The organism is Arthrobacter sp. 10T413_2, from assembly GCF_056394205.1.
In genome coordinates this window covers 1-18,030 of sequence record NZ_JBFTHK010000050.1, presented here as the reverse complement: position 1 = coordinate 18,030, position 18,030 = coordinate 1, and the positions used below count along the sequence as shown (strand labels likewise).

At 66.5% G+C, this 18,030-nt stretch carries 15 protein-coding genes; 3 read left to right on the top strand and 12 right to left on the bottom strand.

Annotation, left to right across the window (positions count from 1 at the left end; genetic code table 11):
- Nucleotides 1–120 precede the first annotated feature (120 nt).
- The 3 genes from AC1DBQ_RS10345 to AC1DBQ_RS10335 all read left to right on the top strand — a co-directional run bounded on the left by AC1DBQ_RS10345 (nt 121) and on the right by AC1DBQ_RS10335 (nt 1,636).
- Entirely contained in the window at nt 121–555 is a 435-nt protein-coding gene (locus AC1DBQ_RS10345) for a pyridoxamine 5'-phosphate oxidase family protein (RefSeq protein WP_476928408.1), read from the top strand.
- 135 nt (nt 556–690) lie between these two features.
- Entirely contained in the window at nt 691–1,125 is a 435-nt protein-coding gene (locus AC1DBQ_RS10340; protein WP_476928407.1) for a very short patch repair endonuclease, read from the top strand.
- Between the two features lie 166 nt (nt 1,126–1,291).
- A complete protein-coding gene (locus AC1DBQ_RS10335) occupies nt 1,292–1,636 on the top strand; it encodes a hypothetical protein (protein ID WP_476928406.1) in 345 nt (114 codons plus the stop codon).
- A 13-nt stretch (nt 1,637–1,649) separates the two neighbouring features.
- On the opposite strand, the gene AC1DBQ_RS10330 is transcribed toward AC1DBQ_RS10335, so the two are convergent.
- The 12 genes from AC1DBQ_RS10330 to AC1DBQ_RS10275 all read right to left on the bottom strand — a co-directional run bounded on the left by AC1DBQ_RS10330 (nt 1,650) and on the right by AC1DBQ_RS10275 (nt 18,001).
- Nucleotides 1,650–2,855 (bottom strand): 5-methylcytosine restriction system specificity protein McrC, encoded by a 1,206-nt coding sequence (locus tag AC1DBQ_RS10330; RefSeq protein ID WP_476928420.1) that lies wholly within the window; start codon nt 2,853–2,855, stop codon nt 1,650–1,652.
- Between the two features lie 202 nt (nt 2,856–3,057).
- Nucleotides 3,058–5,289 carry an McrB family protein gene (locus AC1DBQ_RS10325; protein ID WP_476928405.1) on the bottom strand — a complete coding sequence of 744 codons (2,232 nt, stop codon included), beginning with the start codon at nt 5,287–5,289 and terminating at the stop codon, nt 3,058–3,060.
- Between the two features lie 92 nt (nt 5,290–5,381).
- Nucleotides 5,382–5,690, bottom strand: coding sequence for a hypothetical protein (locus AC1DBQ_RS10320; RefSeq protein WP_476928404.1), 309 nt, complete (start codon nt 5,688–5,690; stop codon nt 5,382–5,384).
- Between the two features lie 59 nt (nt 5,691–5,749).
- Nucleotides 5,750–6,181: an acyl-CoA thioesterase gene (locus AC1DBQ_RS10315; protein WP_476928419.1), complete on the bottom strand. Its 432-nt coding sequence runs from the start codon at nt 6,179–6,181 to the stop codon at nt 5,750–5,752.
- A gap of 89 nt (nt 6,182–6,270) precedes the next feature.
- Nucleotides 6,271–8,283, bottom strand: coding sequence for an ABC transporter ATP-binding protein (locus AC1DBQ_RS10310; protein WP_476928418.1), 2,013 nt, complete (start codon nt 8,281–8,283; stop codon nt 6,271–6,273).
- 74 nt (nt 8,284–8,357) lie between these two features.
- Nucleotides 8,358–10,091 (bottom strand): ABC transporter ATP-binding protein, encoded by a 1,734-nt coding sequence (locus AC1DBQ_RS10305; protein WP_476928403.1) that lies wholly within the window; start codon nt 10,089–10,091, stop codon nt 8,358–8,360.
- A 338-nt stretch (nt 10,092–10,429) separates the two neighbouring features.
- Nucleotides 10,430–12,481 (bottom strand): MDR family MFS transporter, encoded by a 2,052-nt coding sequence (locus AC1DBQ_RS10300; RefSeq protein WP_476928417.1) that lies wholly within the window; start codon nt 12,479–12,481, stop codon nt 10,430–10,432.
- A 103-nt stretch (nt 12,482–12,584) separates the two neighbouring features.
- Nucleotides 12,585–13,070: a MarR family winged helix-turn-helix transcriptional regulator gene (locus AC1DBQ_RS10295; RefSeq protein WP_476928402.1), complete on the bottom strand. Its 486-nt coding sequence runs from the start codon at nt 13,068–13,070 to the stop codon at nt 12,585–12,587.
- A 261-nt stretch (nt 13,071–13,331) separates the two neighbouring features.
- Nucleotides 13,332–14,984, bottom strand: coding sequence for a thiamine pyrophosphate-binding protein (locus AC1DBQ_RS10290; protein WP_476928401.1), 1,653 nt, complete (start codon nt 14,982–14,984; stop codon nt 13,332–13,334).
- Entirely contained in the window at nt 14,981–16,060 is a 1,080-nt protein-coding gene (gene speB, locus AC1DBQ_RS10285) for an agmatinase (RefSeq protein ID WP_476928400.1), read from the bottom strand. The genes AC1DBQ_RS10290 and speB overlap by 4 nt, the downstream gene beginning before the upstream one ends.
- A gap of 181 nt (nt 16,061–16,241) precedes the next feature.
- Entirely contained in the window at nt 16,242–16,583 is a 342-nt protein-coding gene (locus AC1DBQ_RS10280; RefSeq protein WP_476928399.1) for a P-II family nitrogen regulator, read from the bottom strand.
- A complete protein-coding gene (locus AC1DBQ_RS10275) occupies nt 16,580–18,001 on the bottom strand; it encodes an ammonium transporter (protein WP_476928416.1) in 1,422 nt (473 codons plus the stop codon). Before AC1DBQ_RS10275 ends, AC1DBQ_RS10280 begins: the two co-directional genes overlap by 4 nt.
- Nucleotides 18,002–18,030 lie beyond the last annotated feature (29 nt).

Below are 18,030 nucleotides of genomic sequence, written 5' to 3'. Positions count from 1 at the left end.
CGAAGCGCAACCAACTCAGCCGTGCGGACTGACCGGGGCGCGGCATTCGCGGCCCTAAACGGCGGGCCGTCAGTCCTTTAGCCCCTAGCAATCGGCRGCTCGTTTCAGAACAATGAACCCATGATGTTCGAACACGAAGACGGCAATCCCATCCTCAAGCTGGACGACGAGCAAAGCTGGAAACTGATCGAGGGCACAAAACACGGCAGGCTCGTGGTCACCGTGGCCGGAGACCCCGACATCTTCCCTGTGAACTACGCGGTCAGCGGCCGGAAATTGTTCCTCCGCACCGCCCCGGGAAACAAACTGGCCGAGCTCACCATCAATTCGAAGGTGCTCTTCGAAACCGACGGCATTTTGTCCGAGGAAGCGTGGTCTGTGGTCCTGCGAGGCACTGCGCGCGTTCTTGACCAATCGGCCGATATCGCCGAAGCCGAKGCCCTCGGACTGAAACCCTGGGTTCCAACATTGAAGGACTTCTACGTAGAAATTACGCCGGCGTCGGTCAGTGGCCGACACTTCCAGTTCGGCGAACACCCTGAACGGGAGATCTAAGGCCCGACGTCGTCTCCGGGCCGCCGTTCGGCGTCCGGCATCGCCGGGGTCTCGGTGTCCATCGGCCACCGTCCGCCCGCTGACGCCCCGGGACCTGCCCGGGGACCCGCCCGGGCGGCCGCCTAGACTTAAATGATGGCGGACAAGCTGACCCCCGAGCGGCGCAGCTGGAACATGTCCCGCATCCGGGGCAAGAATACGAAGCCCGAAATGCTGGTCCGCAAGCTGCTGCACGCAAAGGGCTACCGGTACCGTCTGCACGGCAGCGCAGCCGGCGGCAAACTCCCGGGCAACCCGGACCTCGTCTTCGCCGGCCGGCATAAAGTCATCTTCGTCAACGGCTGCTTCTGGCATTTCCACGATTGCCGGGCGGGGCAGCACGCGCCCCAATCCAATGCGGAATTCTGGGAAACTAAGCGCACGCGGACCCGGAACCGCGACGCCCAGCAACGGCTCCAGCTCGAACGCGATGGCTGGCAGGTGCTCACCGTCTGGGAATGCGAGCTAAAGGACCCATCGGCGCTGGAGCAACGTCTCGAGGCTTTCCTGCAGCGCACGCCGTCGGCATGAACCGACATCGACGCCCGGCCTTGAATCAGCAAAAACCACGAGAAGTCCTGCGTGTCGCGCGGCCCAGCTTCCGGTTCAGGCAGGTGGTCTCMGCTACTATTCGAAATCGGGGACCTTAGGCACTATTCGGTCAGTACCACTAAGTACTGCAAACACGGGAGAGCGCATGCCGCACTTGCTGATGTCCAACGACGAKCCCGACACGGCTGCTGCGCCGGCAGATTACAGTCCCACAGATCCCAGTTCCACAGTCCTGCAGTTCCGTCCCCTCAGCCACTCCACACACCGTGCCGTCCGGCCCCGCCGGTTCCGCGGAGCGGACCCGGCTCTTGAACCCTTGCGTCGGCAGTCGACCTCAATCATTAATGAGGTTCTAGCGTCCACCAACCCGGATGATGCTGAAGCGCAGGACAAACTGCTGTGGCATGTCGCCAACAACCCGGGCCAGCCGGAAAGAGCGCTGCTGGACCACCTGCTGACCGTGGGCGTCCGGCAGGACGAATCCGCCTAACGCGCTGAGCAGTTTAACTGGCTGACCTATCAATACTGKCCTGCCGGAGCACTTCGCCCCAGGACTGCTGGGCCAGATCTGCCACCGAGGCCAGAATTTGCGACGGMGGCAGGGACAGATCCAGCGGGAACTCGACAATGTCGATGTCGGTGTTGAGAATCCGGCGCAGCTTGATTTCCCCTGCGCCCGGGTAAATGATCCATGCCGTCKGCACCCGCAGTGATGTGCAGTAGGCCAGCATCCGGTAGTGGTCGCCCGAGAGCGATGCGCCGGCGTCGGCTGCTGCTTTGTACTTGGCGTCGTACACCATGACGGGCCGGCCGCCGAGGAAATGGACTGCCCCGGGCTGCACGACGATCCTGTCCGAGTCGCGGACGGCCTCGTTGAGCAGTGCGTTGTAGCGCAGCCGCATCTCGCCGGGGAAGGCAGCCATGGCTTCCCGCAGGGCCGTCCCGACGAAGTCCTCGAACACTTTTGCCATGTCCACCACGAACGAMGCCGACTGCTGTTTGCCGTCACCAGCCTCCGCCGAGGCGTTMCGCAGGATCAGTTCAGCGAGCCGGAGAGCCGCGTGGTAGCGGGTGTTCATCCGGCTTGGCCGCCACTGCGGCAGCGGCGCGCCGGACTGAAGGCGCGTCACGGCGTCGAGCTTTCCCTTCAGCTGGCGCAGCCGGCTGAGGACTTCCGGCCGCACGCGCGGCACTTGGGACATCCGTTCCAGCGCGGCGCGCAGAATCMGGTTCTCCGCGATGTCCTCGGTGAATTCGTCGTACGAGACTTCCAGCGGGACCAGCATTCCCGGCCGGCGGRAAATCTGGTCCGAKATCCGGATCCGGCCCTTGACGGTCCGGAGGGATTCCTCCACCATCAGGTACCCCTGCAGCACGCCGCGGCTCAGCGTCCGGTCGGCAAGCTGCGCCAGGGATTCGGCCAGCGCGCTCCAGAGATCGGTGTGCTCCACGGCTGCGACGGATTCGTCGCGGAACCCTTGATCCCCCGCGTAGCCGAGCAGGAACAGGAGACGGTTCAGACCGAGCCGTCCCTTCGGCCGCACCTCCAACTGGACGGTGGGGGTGCGCACCGAGCCMACCTTGCCCACGGGTTCGATCCGGTACAGGCCCATGCCCATCGGCGAGGCTTTTGCCAGGCCGCTGGCATTGACGTAGGCCGCGGTGTCCGGATCAAGCCGCTCCACGACGCCGGCGGAGAGCTCGTCGATGACAATGTGCCGGCTGGCCGCCGCGTCACCGCGCCCGGGGATGGCCGGCCCGGACGCGGCCCGGGCCTGTATGCCCCGGCCGGGGCCGCCCTGCCCAAGTGCGCCCTGCCCGGGCGTACCCCTGTCCGCGGCGCTCCGGTCGGCCGCATTCCGGCCCGCGCCACTCCGGTCCAGCGCCACAGCGCCCCCGGGCGGCGTCAGCCTAGACGTGCGCAAGGCGGCCGAGGAGTTGTTCCAGTCCAAACCGCTCCTCGAGCTGGGCGCGGTTGAGCTGGCCGTGATAGTGCTCTTCCAGCAGCGGCATGAGCTCGTACTTCCAGATCCGGCGGAGGCCCTTGGGCGTCTGCGCGGACTTCTTCATGAAGTAGGAGGGCCCGATCATCAGGTCCCGGTCCCATTCATCGATGGCGTCGTTCAAGGCGTCCAGCAGCAAAGCCGGCGTCGTGTCCAGGTCGCGGGCCTGYAGGAAACGCAAGAGCGAGCCCTTCACAGGATCCGTCTTCGGATGGAGCTCGATGAACGAGAAGCGCCGCCGGATGGCCGCATCCATCATCGCGATGGAGCGGTCCGCGGTGTTCATGGTGCCGATGATGTAGAGGTTGTCCGGCAGCGTGAACGGCTCATTGGGGCTGTACTGGAGGTAGATCCGGTCATCCCGGTATTCGAGCAGGAAGTACAGCTCACCGAACACCTTGGCGAGGTTTGCCCGGTTCATCTCGTYGATGATCAGGAAGTACGGCTTGCTCTCGTTGCCGGGTTTCGCGGCTTCCTCGGCAAGCCKGCGCAGCGGACCGGCCACGAGCTTGAATGACACCTGGCCCTCATCCGTCTTGTCCGGGCGGAAGCCTTCGAAGAAGTCCTCATAGGCGTACGAGGGGTGGAACTGCACGAGCTTGACCCGCTCGTCCGTGGTGTCGCCCGCGAGCTCGGCGGCGAGATGCTTGGCGAGGTATGTCTTGCCGGTTCCCGGCGGGCCGTAGAGCACCAGCTGCCGGTTCTCTTCGAGGAGTTCGGCGATTTCCTGCAGCGGTTCCAGGTCCATGTGCAGGGACGCGGCGAACTCCTCCGTCAGCGGGCGGAAACCTTCACAGACCGGTTCGACGGCGGCGTCCGGCTCGGCGCCGTCGMCGGGCTCGGATTCGGCTTMTGCGGGCAGRAGCGCCTCAAGCGCCTGGATCACGCGGGTGATGTCCACGATGTTGCCKGACGTGGTCAGCTGCCGCTGCACGTGCCGGGGCAGGCCGGTGACGTCGTGTTCCTCATCGAACCAGCGGACCTTGCGGCGGAGCTGGCGGTTGTCCTTGGCGTGTTCGGGCTCGCCGAGGACCACCCCGATCCGGACCTTGCCCGAGCTCTGGTAGAGCGCGAGATCGCCCGGCTTCATCACGGTCAGGAAGGCGAAGACGGCGGTCTTGGTGTCCTCCCGCTCCACGTAGCCGAGGTGCTTGTAGTCCTCGTCAACGGCGTTCTGGACCAGCCCGGCGGTCACGCCGGGGTCCAGCAGGCGGAGGTGTTCGACGTCGAGCGTCACCGTTTCCTCGTCCCGCCACTCCCCCAGCAGCTCGGCGTTGTMGTGGTGGGTGCGCAGCAGCCAGGCGCGACGACCCGGGTCGCCGACTTTCCGCCACTGGCTTACCAGCTGGCGGGAGTACCAGTCGATCCGCTGCCCGGCCTGCTGGTCCAGGTGCAGGCGGATGCGGTGGATGTCCGCGGAAATTTCCTCGTCGCTGTCCCCCTTGGCGCCGCCCACGAGGGATGCGAAGGCGTCRCGGATTTCCTGCCGTTCGACGTCGGCCACGACAGGTTCGAAGTAGCTGGGCCAGACCAGGAACTCGATGCTGCGGCGKATGGCCGGCTGGTCATCCGGGGTCCCGGCGACCAGCCGGTGGAAGGCCAGCGGGTCCTTGACCGCGGCCTGGACGACGMCGGCCGGCCGCTGGGCGACGTGCTGCACGAAACGGCAGAGCCACTTCAGGTGATCCCAGATGGTCCAGTTGAATTCCGCGGTCCGGTCCCGGATCACACCGTGGTCCGTCATGCCGGCGTAGAGCTCGTCGGGGAGCTCAAGCGGGGGTTCCAGCCAGGACGCGGCCTCGGCGACACGGGCCCGCTTGACCTTGAGTGATTTGACCTCGTGGGCCAGCGGCAGGGACTGGAGGAACAGGAGCTCCACCGCCAGTTGCTTGGCCCCGCGCGTGGCGTCTTCGAGGTTCTGGCGCAGGTTGGTCATCATCGGCGCCTTGGGGTCCGGAACGCCTCGTTCGAGACGTTCCAGCAACTCCGCGGCCGCCGGGACAGACCATGTCTTGGTGCGGCCGTCCAGGGCKGACGCCTTGCCGAGTAACCCCGGGCCCAGCACGAACCACGCCGCGTCTTCAATCTCCTTGGAGATACCGAGGGCACGGTGCAGGGCAGGCTTTTTGGTTGGGGTCATACGTTCAATTTACAGGCTTAAACTGAACGCGCGCATTTAACGCTGCCCTCCAGCTACCTGCCAGTAGATCCCGGGCGGGTGGTTGGCCGTGGCTATTTCGTGGCGGGAAGGCGCTTCACGCCGAAGGTGAAATAGCACCCCGGACCGATGAAGTTCACTAGGGTGGCAGCCCTCCACATCGCTTTGCTGCCGCGGATTTCCGCTGCGGGCCGGCGCGAAATGTCGCGTTGGGCTGCGACGAGCAGCGCCAGTTGGATAACCGCGCCGGCGATTGTTCCGACCTTCGCCCTCGGGGAGAGCTCTTTCCACGTCTTCTTGCGGGGGTGCCTCATGTGCATCTTCTGGTGCATGTCCTTGCCCATGTTCTTGTGCATCTTCTTGCCCATGTTCACAGCGACCACTGCTCCTTATGCGTCGGGATTGTTCATTGTAGGAGCCATGCCAAGAACGGGGGTAGGGGCTATTGGACCGGGTGGGAGCGGGTATAGGGGGCCAACCGTTCCTTCTGCTCCGGCGTCAGCCGCAGTACCCGTCCGGTTGCCTCGTCCACGAAGGCCAGATGGCTCGTGGCCCGGACGCAGTCCTCCCGGGTCACCGGATCCTGCACCAGGTAGTGGATATCGAAGCTGGCGCCCTTGACCGCGCCGACCCAGAGTTGGACGACGGCGGGCACGTTCCGGTACTCCAGGGTCCGGACGTACCGGATCTTGTGCTCCACCACGAGCGCCAGGGTCCCCTCCGGGATGTCGTTGAAGAGCGACACCAGGGGTTCGATCCCGGGCAGCCCGGCTCCGCGCGGCGGCCCGAACCCGGCGATCCGTGCTTCCTCCAGGATCCGGACGATCTGGACGTTGTTGATGTGCCCGTACGCATCCATGTCGCTCCAGCGCATCGGCACCTCCACCTCCAGGCGGCGAGGTTCGGTGGCTCCCTCCTCCCCCGCTGCCGGGGCTCCCGCCTCCCCGGTGTGGCCCGCGGCGCTCAACTTCGCACCGCCGTCGCGTCCTCTGCCGTCTCCACGGAGTCCGCCTCCGCGTCCTCCCCGGCGAATTGGGACATGTACAGCCGGTAGTACGCGCCCTGCAGTGCCAGCAGTTGGGCGTGCMGGCCCTGCTCGACGATCCGGCCGGCCTCCATAACCAGGATGGTGTCCGCGTCCCGGATGGTCGAGAGCCGGTGGGCGATCACGAAGCTGGTGCGCTCGGTGCGGAGCGCGGCCATGGCCTTCTGCACCAGGACTTCAGTGCGGGTGTCCACAGAGCTCGTGGCCTCGTCCAGGATGAGCAGCGACGGGTTCGCCACGAAGGCCCGGGCGATGGTGATGAGCTGTTTCTCGCCGGCGCTGACGTTGTTGCCTTCTTCGTCAATGACCGTGTTGTAGCCATCCRGCAGGGCACGGACGAAGCGGTCCACGAAGGTGGCCTTGGCTGCTGCCATGATCTGGTCTTCAGTGGCGTCCAGTTTGCCGTAACGGATGTTCTCGTAGATGGTCCCGCCGAACAGCCAGGCGTCCTGCAGCACCATGCCGACCTTGGCGCGCAGTTCCGACCGGCTCAGCCGGGTGATGTCCACCGCGTCCAGGGTGATGCTGCCGGCGTTCAGTTCGTAGAAGCGCATTACGAGGTTGACCAGGGTGGTCTTGCCGGCCCCGGTCGGACCCACGATCGCCACGGTGTGTCCGGGCTCGGCGGTGAAGGACAGGTCCTCGATCAGCGGCTTGTCCGGCGAGTAGCTGAAGGTGACGTGTTTGAACTCGACGTGGCCGTCGGTCTTGGCCGGGAGGTGCTCGGTGGCGGTCTCGGCGTCCTGTTCGTCGGCGTCGAGGAATTCAAAGACCCGCTCGGCGGAGGCAACGCCGGACTGCAGCATGTTGGCCATGCCGGCCATCTGCCCCAGCGGCTGGGTGAATTCGCGCGAGTACTGGATGAACGCCGTGGCGTCGCCGAGGCTCATGCTGCCCGAGGCCACGCGCAGTCCGCCCACGACGGCGATCCCCACGTAGCTGAGGTAGGAGACGAACTGCATGACCGGCATGATCATGCCGGAGACGAACTGGGCGCCGAAGCTGGCCCGGTAGAGTTCCTCGTTCCGTTCGTCGAAACGGGCCAGCATGTCGGCGTCGCGGCCGAACACGCGGACGAGGTCGTGGCCGGAGAAGGATTCCTCGATCTGGCCGTTGAGCTCGCCGGTGTTCTTCCATTGGGCGGCGAAGAGCTTCTGGCTGCGGGCGCCGATGATGCCGGCGGCCACCCCGGAGAGCGGCAGTGCGATGAGCGCGATGAGGGCCAGCTGCCAGGACACGATGAACATCATGATCACAATGCCGAGCACCGTCAGGGCCGAGTTCACGAGCTGCGCAAAGGCCTGCTGGAGCGCCTGCTGGATGTTGTCGACGTCGTTCGTGACGCGGGAGAGGACATCGCCGCGCTGGCGGGTATCGAAGTAGTTCAGCGGCAGCTCGTTGAGTTTCTTCTCAGTGTCGTCCCGGAGCTTGCGGACCACGCGCATGACCAGCACGTTCAGGACATAGCCTTGAAGCCACAGGAAGATGTTGGCGACGAAGTACATCACCAGCACCACGCTGATGAGGAACGCGAGCTTCTGGAAGTCGATGCCCGCGCCGGGCACCACATCCATTTTGGTCAGCATGTCGGCAAAGTTGTCCTGGCCCTGGGAGCGCAGTCCTTCGATGAACTGTTCCTTGGTGGCGCCGGCCGGGAGCTGCTTGCCGACCACGCCCGCGAAGATCACGTCCATCGCCTGGCCGAGAATCCGCGGGGCGATGACGTTGAGGACGACGGCGACTGTCACCATCGCGAGAACCGCGATGATGCCGGCACGCTCGGGCTTCAGCAACCCCATGAGCCGTTTGGCCGAGGGCCAGAAGTGCTGGGCCTTCTTGGCCGGCACGGCGCCGAACATGCCGCCGTCGGCTTCGCCGGKAGTGAACTCCTCTTCGAGGAAATCATCGTCCAGCACGTCCGTTGCCGGCATCCCGGCTGCTGTCCCGTCCGGGGCTGTCCCGTCCGGGCCCGGGGCCGAGGCGGTGGAGACTTTCTCGTTGATGCTCATGCCACTGCCTCCGCGCTCAGCTGGGATTCGACGATTTCCTGGTAGGTGCTGGAGCTTTGCAACAGTTCCTCATGTGTTCCGCGGTCCACGATCCTGCCGTTATCCAGGACGAGGATCTGGTCCGCATCGGCGATGGTGGACACGCGCTGGCCGACGATGATCACCGTGGCGTCGGCCGTCTTGGCCTTGAGCGCGCGGCGAAGCCTGGCGTCGGTGGCGACGTCAAGGGCCGAGAACGAGTCGTCGAACAGGAAGACCTTGGGCTCGGTGACGAGGGCACGGGCAATGCAGAGCCTCTGCCGCTGCCCGCCGGAGACGTTGGTGCCGCCCTGCGAGATCCGGGAAGCAAGGCCGCCCTTCTTTTCGCGCACGAAATCCGCGGCCTGGGCGACCGTCAGGGCCTCCCACAGGTCCTCGTCCGTGGCCTCGGGCTTGCCGAAGCGCAGGTTGTGCTCAATGGTTCCGGAGAACAGGTAGGGCCGTTGCGGCACCATGGCCACGCGCTGGGTGATCTCGGCCCGGTCCAGTTCAGTGACGGGGACGCCGTCGAGCAGGACCTCGCCGGATTCGGCGTCGTAGAGCCGCGGCAGCAGGGCCAGCAGGCTCGTCTTTCCGGCGCCCGTGGAGCCGATGATGGCCACGGTCTGGCCGGGCTCGGCCGTGAAGCTGATGTTACTCAGCACGGGCGCTTCGGCGCCGGGGTAGGCGAAGGTCACGTTCCGGAATTCCACGCGCCCGGCCTTGGCGGCCGGCGCCACTGCGGTGAGGGGGTCGTGGATGGAGGGTTCGACGTCGAGCACTTCTCCGATGCGGTCGGCGCAGACCGAGGCGCGGGGAATCATCATGGCCATGAACGTGCCCATCATGACGGCCATAAGGATCTGCAGGAGGTACTGCAGGAAGGCCGTCAGCGAGCCCACCTGCATCTCGCCGGCGTCGACGCGCTGGCCGCCGAACCACAGCACGGCTGCGGTGGAGATGTGAAGGATCATGCCGATGGCGGGGAACATGAGCACGAACAAGGAGCCGATCTTCAGCGAGACGTCGGTGAGGTCCTTGTTGGCGGCGCCAAAGCGCTCGGCCTCGTGGGGTTCGCGCACGAACGCCCGGACCACGCGGATGCCGATGATCTGCTCGCGCAGGACCCCGTTGAGCCGGTCGATCTTCGCCTGCATGGAACGGAAGAGCGGCATGAGGCGAACCACGAGGTAGCCCACCACAACCACCAGCAGGGGCACCGAAACCCAGACGAGCCAGGACAGGTTGAGGTCCTCGCGCACGGCCATGAAGATGCCGCCGATGCACATAATGGGCGTGGCCACCATGAAGTTCAGCGTCATGAGCATGAGCATCTGGACCTGCTGTACATCGTTGGTGCCGMGCGTGATCAGAGTGGGGGCGCCGAAGAGGTTGACGTCGCGGGCCGAGAAGCTGCTGACTTTCCGGAACACCCCGCGGCGCAGGTCCCGGCCGAACGCCATCGCCGCCTTCGAGCCGAAGTACACGCCGGCGATCGCGGTGGCCACCTGGATCAGGGCGACGCCGAGCATGATGCCGCCGGTGCGCCAGATGTAGTCCGTGTCGCCGCGGGACACGCCCTCGTCGATGATCTGGGCGTTGAGGCTGGGCAAGTACAGAGCCGCGATGGTGGACGCCAGCTGGAAGATGATCACAGCCGCGATGTATGGCAGATACGGCTTGGAATAGCGCCGCATGAGGGTGACGAGCATGCCCACGAGTCCTTAGGAGTACCGAATGAGAGGGAGTCTGACGAATCAGAAGGTTGAACAGCGAAGACTAAACGCTGCGAGAACTGAAAATGAAGTGCGTTGAAGAGCTGATTGGAGACTATCTCTTGGGTCCGACAGCCACAGCCATCCAACTCTACGAAATCCCMCGCCCGGGTGGAACACGGGACACCGAATATCATCCAAACGGTGTACTTAGTGGCTGGCGGCCGTCCCGCGGATAGAAGCCGGCCCCCGGCGGATGCGCCGAAGGCCCCGCGGCTGCCCAAAGGGCGGCCGCGGGGCCTTGAGGGACCGGGCCGGCGGACCCGAACCGGACGCTACTCGGTCCGGTGCCGGCCGTGCGTGGCGATGTAGTCGGCCGCCGCGCGCTGCATCTTGCGCTGCTTGGCCAACTGCCGGCGCAGGACCGTGAGCTCCTCGGCAACACGGGCCTGTTCCGCGGCAATCGCACGTTGCTCGGCAGCCTGGTCGTACACGGCGCGCAGCGCCTCGGCCAGCTGGAGCTGCTGTTCGGCCAGCAACTGCTGGGTCTGCAGCAGTACGGGCACGACGTCGGCGGCCTMGGGCCGTTCATCGGCCACGAGGGTCCGGGAGCGTTGACGGGCGCCTTCCCTCTCGGTCGCGCGCTCTGCGGCGGACTCCCCCTGGCGGGGCTCCCCCTGACGGAAAGCCTGGTCGGATGTCAGGCCTGCCTCCTGGCGGGCGGCGTCCGGGAAGCGGGATTCGGCCCGCTCGCGGCTGAGCACCTCGATGAATTCCCGGTCCAGGTCCACGATGCCGGTTCCGGTGGCGGACGAGGCGCCCTGGACGGCGTCGTTTCCGGTATTTCCCGGAGCGGTCGCAGAAGCACCTGCCTGCTCGGCCGACTCGGGCCGGATATCGACCGTCCGGCGCAGCGGGCGTTCCTTGATGAACAGGATGGCCACCAGGGCAATGATKCCGATGATTGCCGAGATCATGAAGACCTCCGCGATCGCGTCACCGTAGGCGGCCCGCATGATGTCGCGGATGGGTGCGGGCATGTCCTTGAGGTCCATGCTGGCTCCCGAGGATCCTGCCGGAACCTGGATGCCGGCGGAGGCGAGCCCCTCCGTGACGAGTTCCTTGACCCGGTTGCCCAGGACAGCTCCGAGGACCGAGACGCCGATGGCGCCGCCGACGGACCGGAAGAAGGCAACAGAGGCGCTGGCCGTGCCGATGTCCTTGGCCTGGACCGTGTTCTGCACGGCGAGCACGAGGTTCTGCATCAGCAGGCMGAGACCGATGCCGAGGATKGCGGTGTAGATGCCGGTCAGCCACAAGTCGGTGGTGTGGTCCATGGTGCCGGCCAGGCCGAGGCCGCCGATCAGCAGGATGGAGCCGGCGATCAGGTACCGCTTCCACTTGCCGGTGCGGCTGATGAGCATGCCCGAGGCGACGGAACCGATCAGGTTGCCTGCGATCATGGGCAGCGTGAGCAGGCCGGCTTCCGTGGGGGTGGCACCGCGTGCCACCTGGAAATACTKGCCCAGGAAGGTCGAGGAGCCGAACATGCCGACGCCGACGGCCACCGAGGCGAGGATCGCGAGGGCGGTGGTCCGCTCCGAGATGATCTTGAGCGGGATGATCGGCTGGGCCACGCGGGATTCCACCAGCACCAGCAGGCCAAGGAGCACGACGCMGCCGCCCACCATGGCGACCGACTGCCATGACCACCAGTCGTAGTAGTCGGGGTTGCYGGCGAAGGAAACCCAGATGAGCAGCAGGCTGACGCCTGAGGTCAGCAGGACGGAGCCGAGCCAGTCGATCTTGGCCGGGCGCTTGACGTGCTGAATCTTCAGGGTGATCTGCAGCAGGATGAGGGCGACGACGGCGAGGGGGACGCAGACGAAGAAGGTCCAGCGCCACCCGAGCGGGCTGTCGAMGATGAAGCCGCCGAGCAGCGGGCCGCCGGCTGTGCCCACGGCCATGACGCCGCCCATGTAGCCGGAGTACTTTCCGCGGTCACGCGGGGGGATCATCGAGCCGATGATGGCCTGGGCCAGTGCGGTAAGACCGCCCATGGCGATGCCCTGGATGACGCGGGCGGTCAGCAGCAGCGGGATGGTCTGGGACAGGCCGGCCATGACGGAGCCGGCCACGAAGATCACGATGCTCAGCTGGACGAGGACCTTCTTGTTGAAAAGGTCGGCGAGCTTGCCCCAGATCGGGGTGGTTGCGGCGTTGGCCAGGAGCGCTGCGGTGATCACCCAGGCGAAGTCCGTCTGGGTGCCCTTGAGCTCGGACATGATGGTGGGAAGCGCGTTGGCAACGATCGTGCTGCTCAGAATGGCGGTGAAGAACGCCGCGAGCAACCCGGTGAGTGCTTCCATGATCTGGCGGTGGGTCATCGCCGCAGGTTCTGCGGCGGCCTGGGATGCGCGGGGCGCCCCCGGCTGAATGCCCGATGGGACCGGGGACGGCCCTGTGGCGGCAGCGTKGCTAGCCATATGTCTACTCCTCAACAATTTCGGTCGTATTCGTGGGTCCGGCCGTCGTTGCCCGGGCTGAGGTCCTGAGGGACTCAGCGAGTTTTTGCAGKGTGCGCGCCGTCTCTTCGACGTCGTTCTGGCTCCAGTCCTGCAGGAGGTCCTGGATGGTTGCCGTGCGATGGTTCTCGATGGCGCGCAGCTTTTCCGCGCCGGTGGCGGACAGGGCGATCAGTTGTGCGCGGCCGTCCTCGGGGTCCGGCCGGCGGACCACATAGCCATGCTCTTCGAGTTCGGCGATGTGGCGGCTGAGCACCGGAGCGCTAACGCCGAGGCGCTCCGCAAGATGCGTGGCCMGGGATTCGCCCTCCCCCACAAAACGGAGAACACCCTGCAGCGCCACTCCGGTGTCCTGCCCGCGCAAGTTAGCGGTGGCAACACAGCGGACGGCGCGCTGGAGGTCGAAGATCTGGTAAACGAGTTTGGCTGCAGCGTTGGATTCAACTGACATGATGGACACCCCTTTTTTGCTTGCCCCAGGCAACCATATCAGCAAAATGGTTACTTCGGGAAACTAACCCTTTTTGATGGTCGTGTGAGGCGCCGGGCCGATCCCCAAGAAGGGTGCTTAAACGCCAAACGCGGACCTGCCGGGTCCATCCCTCGCAGTGAGGGGTGGACCCGCCAGGTCCGCGCGGTCGGCGTGCAGGATCCTGCCGTGCCAGGCGGCCGGACGGCCGGCCCAAGTCAGGCGGCCGGCTGGCCGGCCCGCTTAGGTGGCCAGGTGGGTGGGGCCGAACATTTTGAGCAGGGTTTCGACGACGACGACGTTGGGGCCGTCGGCGGCGAAGCCGGCCTTCAGGGCATCCCCGACGTCTTCGGGGGCGACCCGGACCGCCGGAACCCCGAAGGCCTCGGCAAGTTTGACGAAGTCCGGCCGGGAGAGCTCGGTGGCCGTGGCCTTGCCGAACGCGCCGACCATGTATTCGCGCAGGATGCCGTAGCCGCCGTCGTCCACGATCAGCCAGGTKACCGGGATGTTGTGCTGCTTGGCGGTGGCGAGCTCGGAGATGGAGTACATGGATGACCCGTCACCGGAGACGGCCAGCACCCTGCCGGGCCTGCCGGTGGTTTCCAGGCCGACGGCGCCGCCGATCGCGGCGGGGAAGCCGAAGCCCAGGCCCCCGGCGCCCTGCGCGGAGTGGAACTGGCCGTCCCGGGCGTCCCAGCAGCTCCAGGCCCAGTAGGCCGAGATCGTCATGTCCCAGAACGTCTGCATGTCCGCGGGTACGGCCTCGCGGATGTCGGCCATGAACTTCAGTTCCTTGGCCAGGTCCTGGGACTCGAGCCGGGCCGTGACCTTGGCCAGGGTCTCCTTGACCAGTGTTTCGGGGGCGGTGCCGTGCCAGTCGGGGCTGGCTTCGCCGATCACGAGGGCCTCGTCGAGGGCAGCGAGGGCCTGGCCGGCGTCGGCGCGGATGCCCAGGCCGGGCCGGTTGGACTCCAGGACGCGGGGTTCGGCGTCGATCTGGATGATCCGGCCGCGGGGTTCGAAGGTGAAATAGTTCGACGTCACCTCGCCAAGGGAGGAACCGATCACGATCAGGACGTCGGCATCCTCGAGAAGCTCGGTCATGTACCGGTCCTCGATCCACGCCTGGAGCGAGAGTTCATGGTTCCAGGGGAACGCGCCGTTGCCGCCGGGCGTGCAGATCACCGGGGCGCGGAGCTTCTCCGCGATCGAGAGCAGGGACTTCTCGGCCCGGCCGCGGCGGGTGCCCCCGCCGGCGATGATGGCCGGACGTTCCGCCGTCGAAAGCCATTTCACCGCCTCGCGGACCAGCTCCACCCGGGGCGGGTTGTCCGCGGCCTCGGCCAGGGCATCCTCCACCGGGGGCACCACGATCGGGTCCAGCAGCACGTTCTGCGGGATTTCCAGCCACACCGGGCCCTGCGGCGAGGAAATCGCCTCGGTCCACGCGTCCTGAATCGCCGAGGGAATGCCGGAGGCGTGCTGGATCAGCCGCTGGCTCTTGGTGACGTTGGCGGCCGAGGCCTTCTGGTCATCGAGCTGGTGCAGCATGCCCTTGCGCCGGGCGCCGAGTCCCTCGAGCGGGATCTGGCTCGCCACGACCACCATCGGCACGCCGGTGGCGTAGGCCTCCTGCAAGCCGGCCAGCGATGTCAGCGCGCCCGKACCCGTCGAGAGGAACAGCACGCCGACCTCGCCCGTGGCGCGGGAGTACCCGTCGGCCGCGAACGCGGAGTTGTTTTCCACCCGGGAGGAGACGAAGTGCAGGTTGCCGCGGCCCATGGCGTCGAAGAGGCCCAGGGCGTGCTGGCCCGGGATGCCGAAGACCGTCTTGGCACCGAGGGCCTCAAGGGTCTCGACGACGAGGTCCCCGCCGTTGCGCACGCCGGTCACCGCGAGGCCACCGGCGAAGCCACAGAGGAGCCGAATCCGGCCGGGCGGCGGGATTCCTGGCCGAGGGCCTGGGCGGCGTAGCCGTTCGGCGCGCCGAAGCGGTCGCCTTCGACGGCGCGGTCTGCCATGAGGGTCACGAGTTCGTAGGCGACGTGGCTTGCTGCCACACCGGTGATCTCGGCGTGGTCGTACGCGGGGGCGACCTCGACGACGTCGGCGCCCACCAGGTTCATGCCGCGGAAGCCGCGGATGATTTCCAGCAGTTCGCGGCTGGTGATGCCGCCGGCTTCCGGCGTGCCGGTGCCGGGCGCGTGCGCGGGGTCCAGGACGTCGATGTCCACAGAAATGTAGAGCGGGCGGTTGCCGATCCGGTCCCGGACCTTGGCGACGGTCTCCAGGACGCCCTGGTAGTAGACGTCGGCGGAGGTGACGATGCCGAAGCCGAAGCGGTGGTCGTCGTCGAGGTCCTTCTTGCCGTAGAGCGGGCCGCGGGTKCCGATGTGGCTGATGGCCTCGGTGTCCAGGATGCCTTCCTCGACGGCGCGGCGGAAGGGTGTGCCGTGGGTGTACTCGGCGCCGAAGTAGGTATCCCAGGTGTCCAGGTGCGCGTCGAAGTGCAGCATGGCGATGGGTTCGCCGGCGCGCTCCGCGGCGGCACGCAGCAGCGGCAGGGCGATGGTGTGGTCTCCGCCGAGGGTCAGCAGCTTGCTGCCGGACGCCGTCAGGTCTAGGGCGTTCTGCTGGATGGTTTCGATGGCCTCGTTGATGTTGAACGGGTTGACGGCCATGTCGCCGGYGTCGGCAACTTGAATGGTCTCGAAGGGGCTGACGTCCCAGGCCGGGTTGTACGGCCGGAGCAGCCGGCTGGCTTCACGGACGTGGTTGGCGCCGAAGCGGGCGCCGGGGCGGTAGGAGACGCCCGAGTCGAAAGGCACACCCACAACCGTGACGTCGGCCTTGGCGACCTGGTCCAGCCGCGGCAGGCGGGCATAGGTKGCAGCCCCGGCGTAGCGCGGGATGCGGGATGAATCGATGGGGCCAAGGTTGCCATTGGCCTCGATGCGCAGCTCTTCCAAAAGAAGCCTCTCCTTCGAGGATTGACCGACGGTTGTGATAGCCATCATACACTCGAAGTTTCATGTCGCGCATCATTTGTTTACCAAAGCACCCGGCCGCCGGCGGGCTTCCCCAGGCGGGTCCGACATGTTTCGGACCCGCCGGCGTGCCGTCCGAGGCGGCCGCCCCGGCTGGGCCACCTCACGCGATGGCCGAGGCTCCCCGCTCCCCCGTCCGCACGCGGACGGCGTCGTGTACCTCAATGATCCAGATCTTGCCGTCGCCGAAGTGTCCGGTGCGCCCGCCCTCTTCGATGGCGGCCATGACGCCGCCCAGGGCGTCCTCGTTGGCCAGCACTTCCAGCCGCACTTTGGGCAGGAGGTCGGAGTTGTATTCGGCACCCCGATACACCTCGGTGTGGCCACGCTGCCGGCCATAGCCGCTGGCCTGGCTCACCGTCAGGCCGTTGACTCCGAACCGCTCCAGGGMCGTACTGATGGCGTTGACCCGCTCCGACCGCACAATGGCGGTCACGAGCTTCACGTGGACACCTTGCCGCGGACGGCCTCACTTTCGGCCTGGGCTTCGGCTTGGGCTTCCGGCTGGKACTGGACCGCTGCAGCGTCAGCCCGGTTGTGCGGGTCTCCGGGGTGGAAGCTGCCGCCAACCATGAGGAGTTCGTAGGCCGTTTCGGCGTGTTCCGTCACGTCGATGCCGGAGAGCTCGTCGGCCTCAGAGACGCGCATGCCGATGGTCTTGTGGATCGCGAAGCCGATCAGCAAGGTCATCACTGCGCTCCAGGCCGTGACAATCAGCGCGGTGAGGATCTGCGGCCAGAACTGCGCCAGCCCGCCGCCGTAGAACAGTCCGCCGCCGGTCTTGGYGGACGGGAGGGCGAAGAATCCCAGGGACAGGGTMCCCCACAGGCCGCCGACGAAGTGCACGGCCACGACGTCCAGGGAGTCGTCCAGCCCGATMTTGAACTTCAGGCCGACGGCGAGCGCGCAGACGGCCCCTGCGATCGTGCCAATCAGGATTGCCCCGACGGGGTCGATGAACCCGCAGGCCGGGGTGACGGCGACGAGTCCGGCGACAGCGCCCGAGGCGGCGCCCAGCGACGTAGCATGCCCGTCGCGCAGCCGCTCCACGAACAGCCAGCCGAGCAGGGCGGCGCTGGTGGCAAGCAGCGTGTTGGTCCAGGCCAGGGCGGCCGTGGCGTCGGCGGCAAGTTCCGAGCCGGCGTTGAAGCCGAACCAGCCGAACCAGAGCAGGCCCGCGCCGAGCATGACGAACGGCAGGTTGTGCGGGCGAATGTTGGGGTCCTTCATGAAGCCGAGCCGCTTGCCGAGCACCACCGCCAGCAGGAGGCCAGCCATGCCGGCGTTCATGTGGACCACGGTACCGCCGGCAAAATCGAGGGCCGAGATCTTGCTGCCGATAATGCCGRTGGGCCCGAAGATGCCGCCGCCCCAAACCCAGTGCGCGATCGGCGCGTACACGAGCGTGACCCAGAGCCCGGCAAAGAGGAGCCAGGGTCCGAACCGGACGCGCTCGGCTACCGCCCMGCTGATCAAGGCGACGGTGATGATCGCGAACGTGGCCTGGAATCCGATGAACACCATGTCCGGCAGGCCCGCCGCCTTCGTGCCGATACTGGTAGTCAGCCCGCTGAGGCCGAAGTTCGTGAAGGGGTCTCCGACGWAGCCGCCCAAGGTATCCGGCCCGAACGCCAGGCCGTAGCCCCACAGGGCCCAGACGACGGCGACCACGCCCATGGCGCCGAAGCTCATCATCATGATGTTGAGGACGGATTTCATTCTGACGAGCCCGCCATAGAAGAATGCGAGCCCGGKGGTCATCAGGAGGACGAGGGCGGATGCCGTGAGCATCCATGCCGTCGATCCAGGGTCAAGGGTTTGCGGATCGACGTCCATTCCTACTGCAAGCACAGCGAAGTTCATTGCGGGAGCCTTCCTCGAGGGCCGGCGCT

What these genes read in the sequence shown, in the direction of transcription:
- AC1DBQ_RS10340 (WP_476928407.1), top strand. Translation starts at nt 691, where the DNA reads ATGGCGGACAAGCTGACCCCCGAGCGGCGCAGCTGGAACATGTCCCGC.
- AC1DBQ_RS10315 (WP_476928419.1), bottom strand. Translation starts at nt 6,181, where the DNA reads ATGCGCTGGAGCGACATGGATGCGTACGGGCACATCAACAACGTCCAG.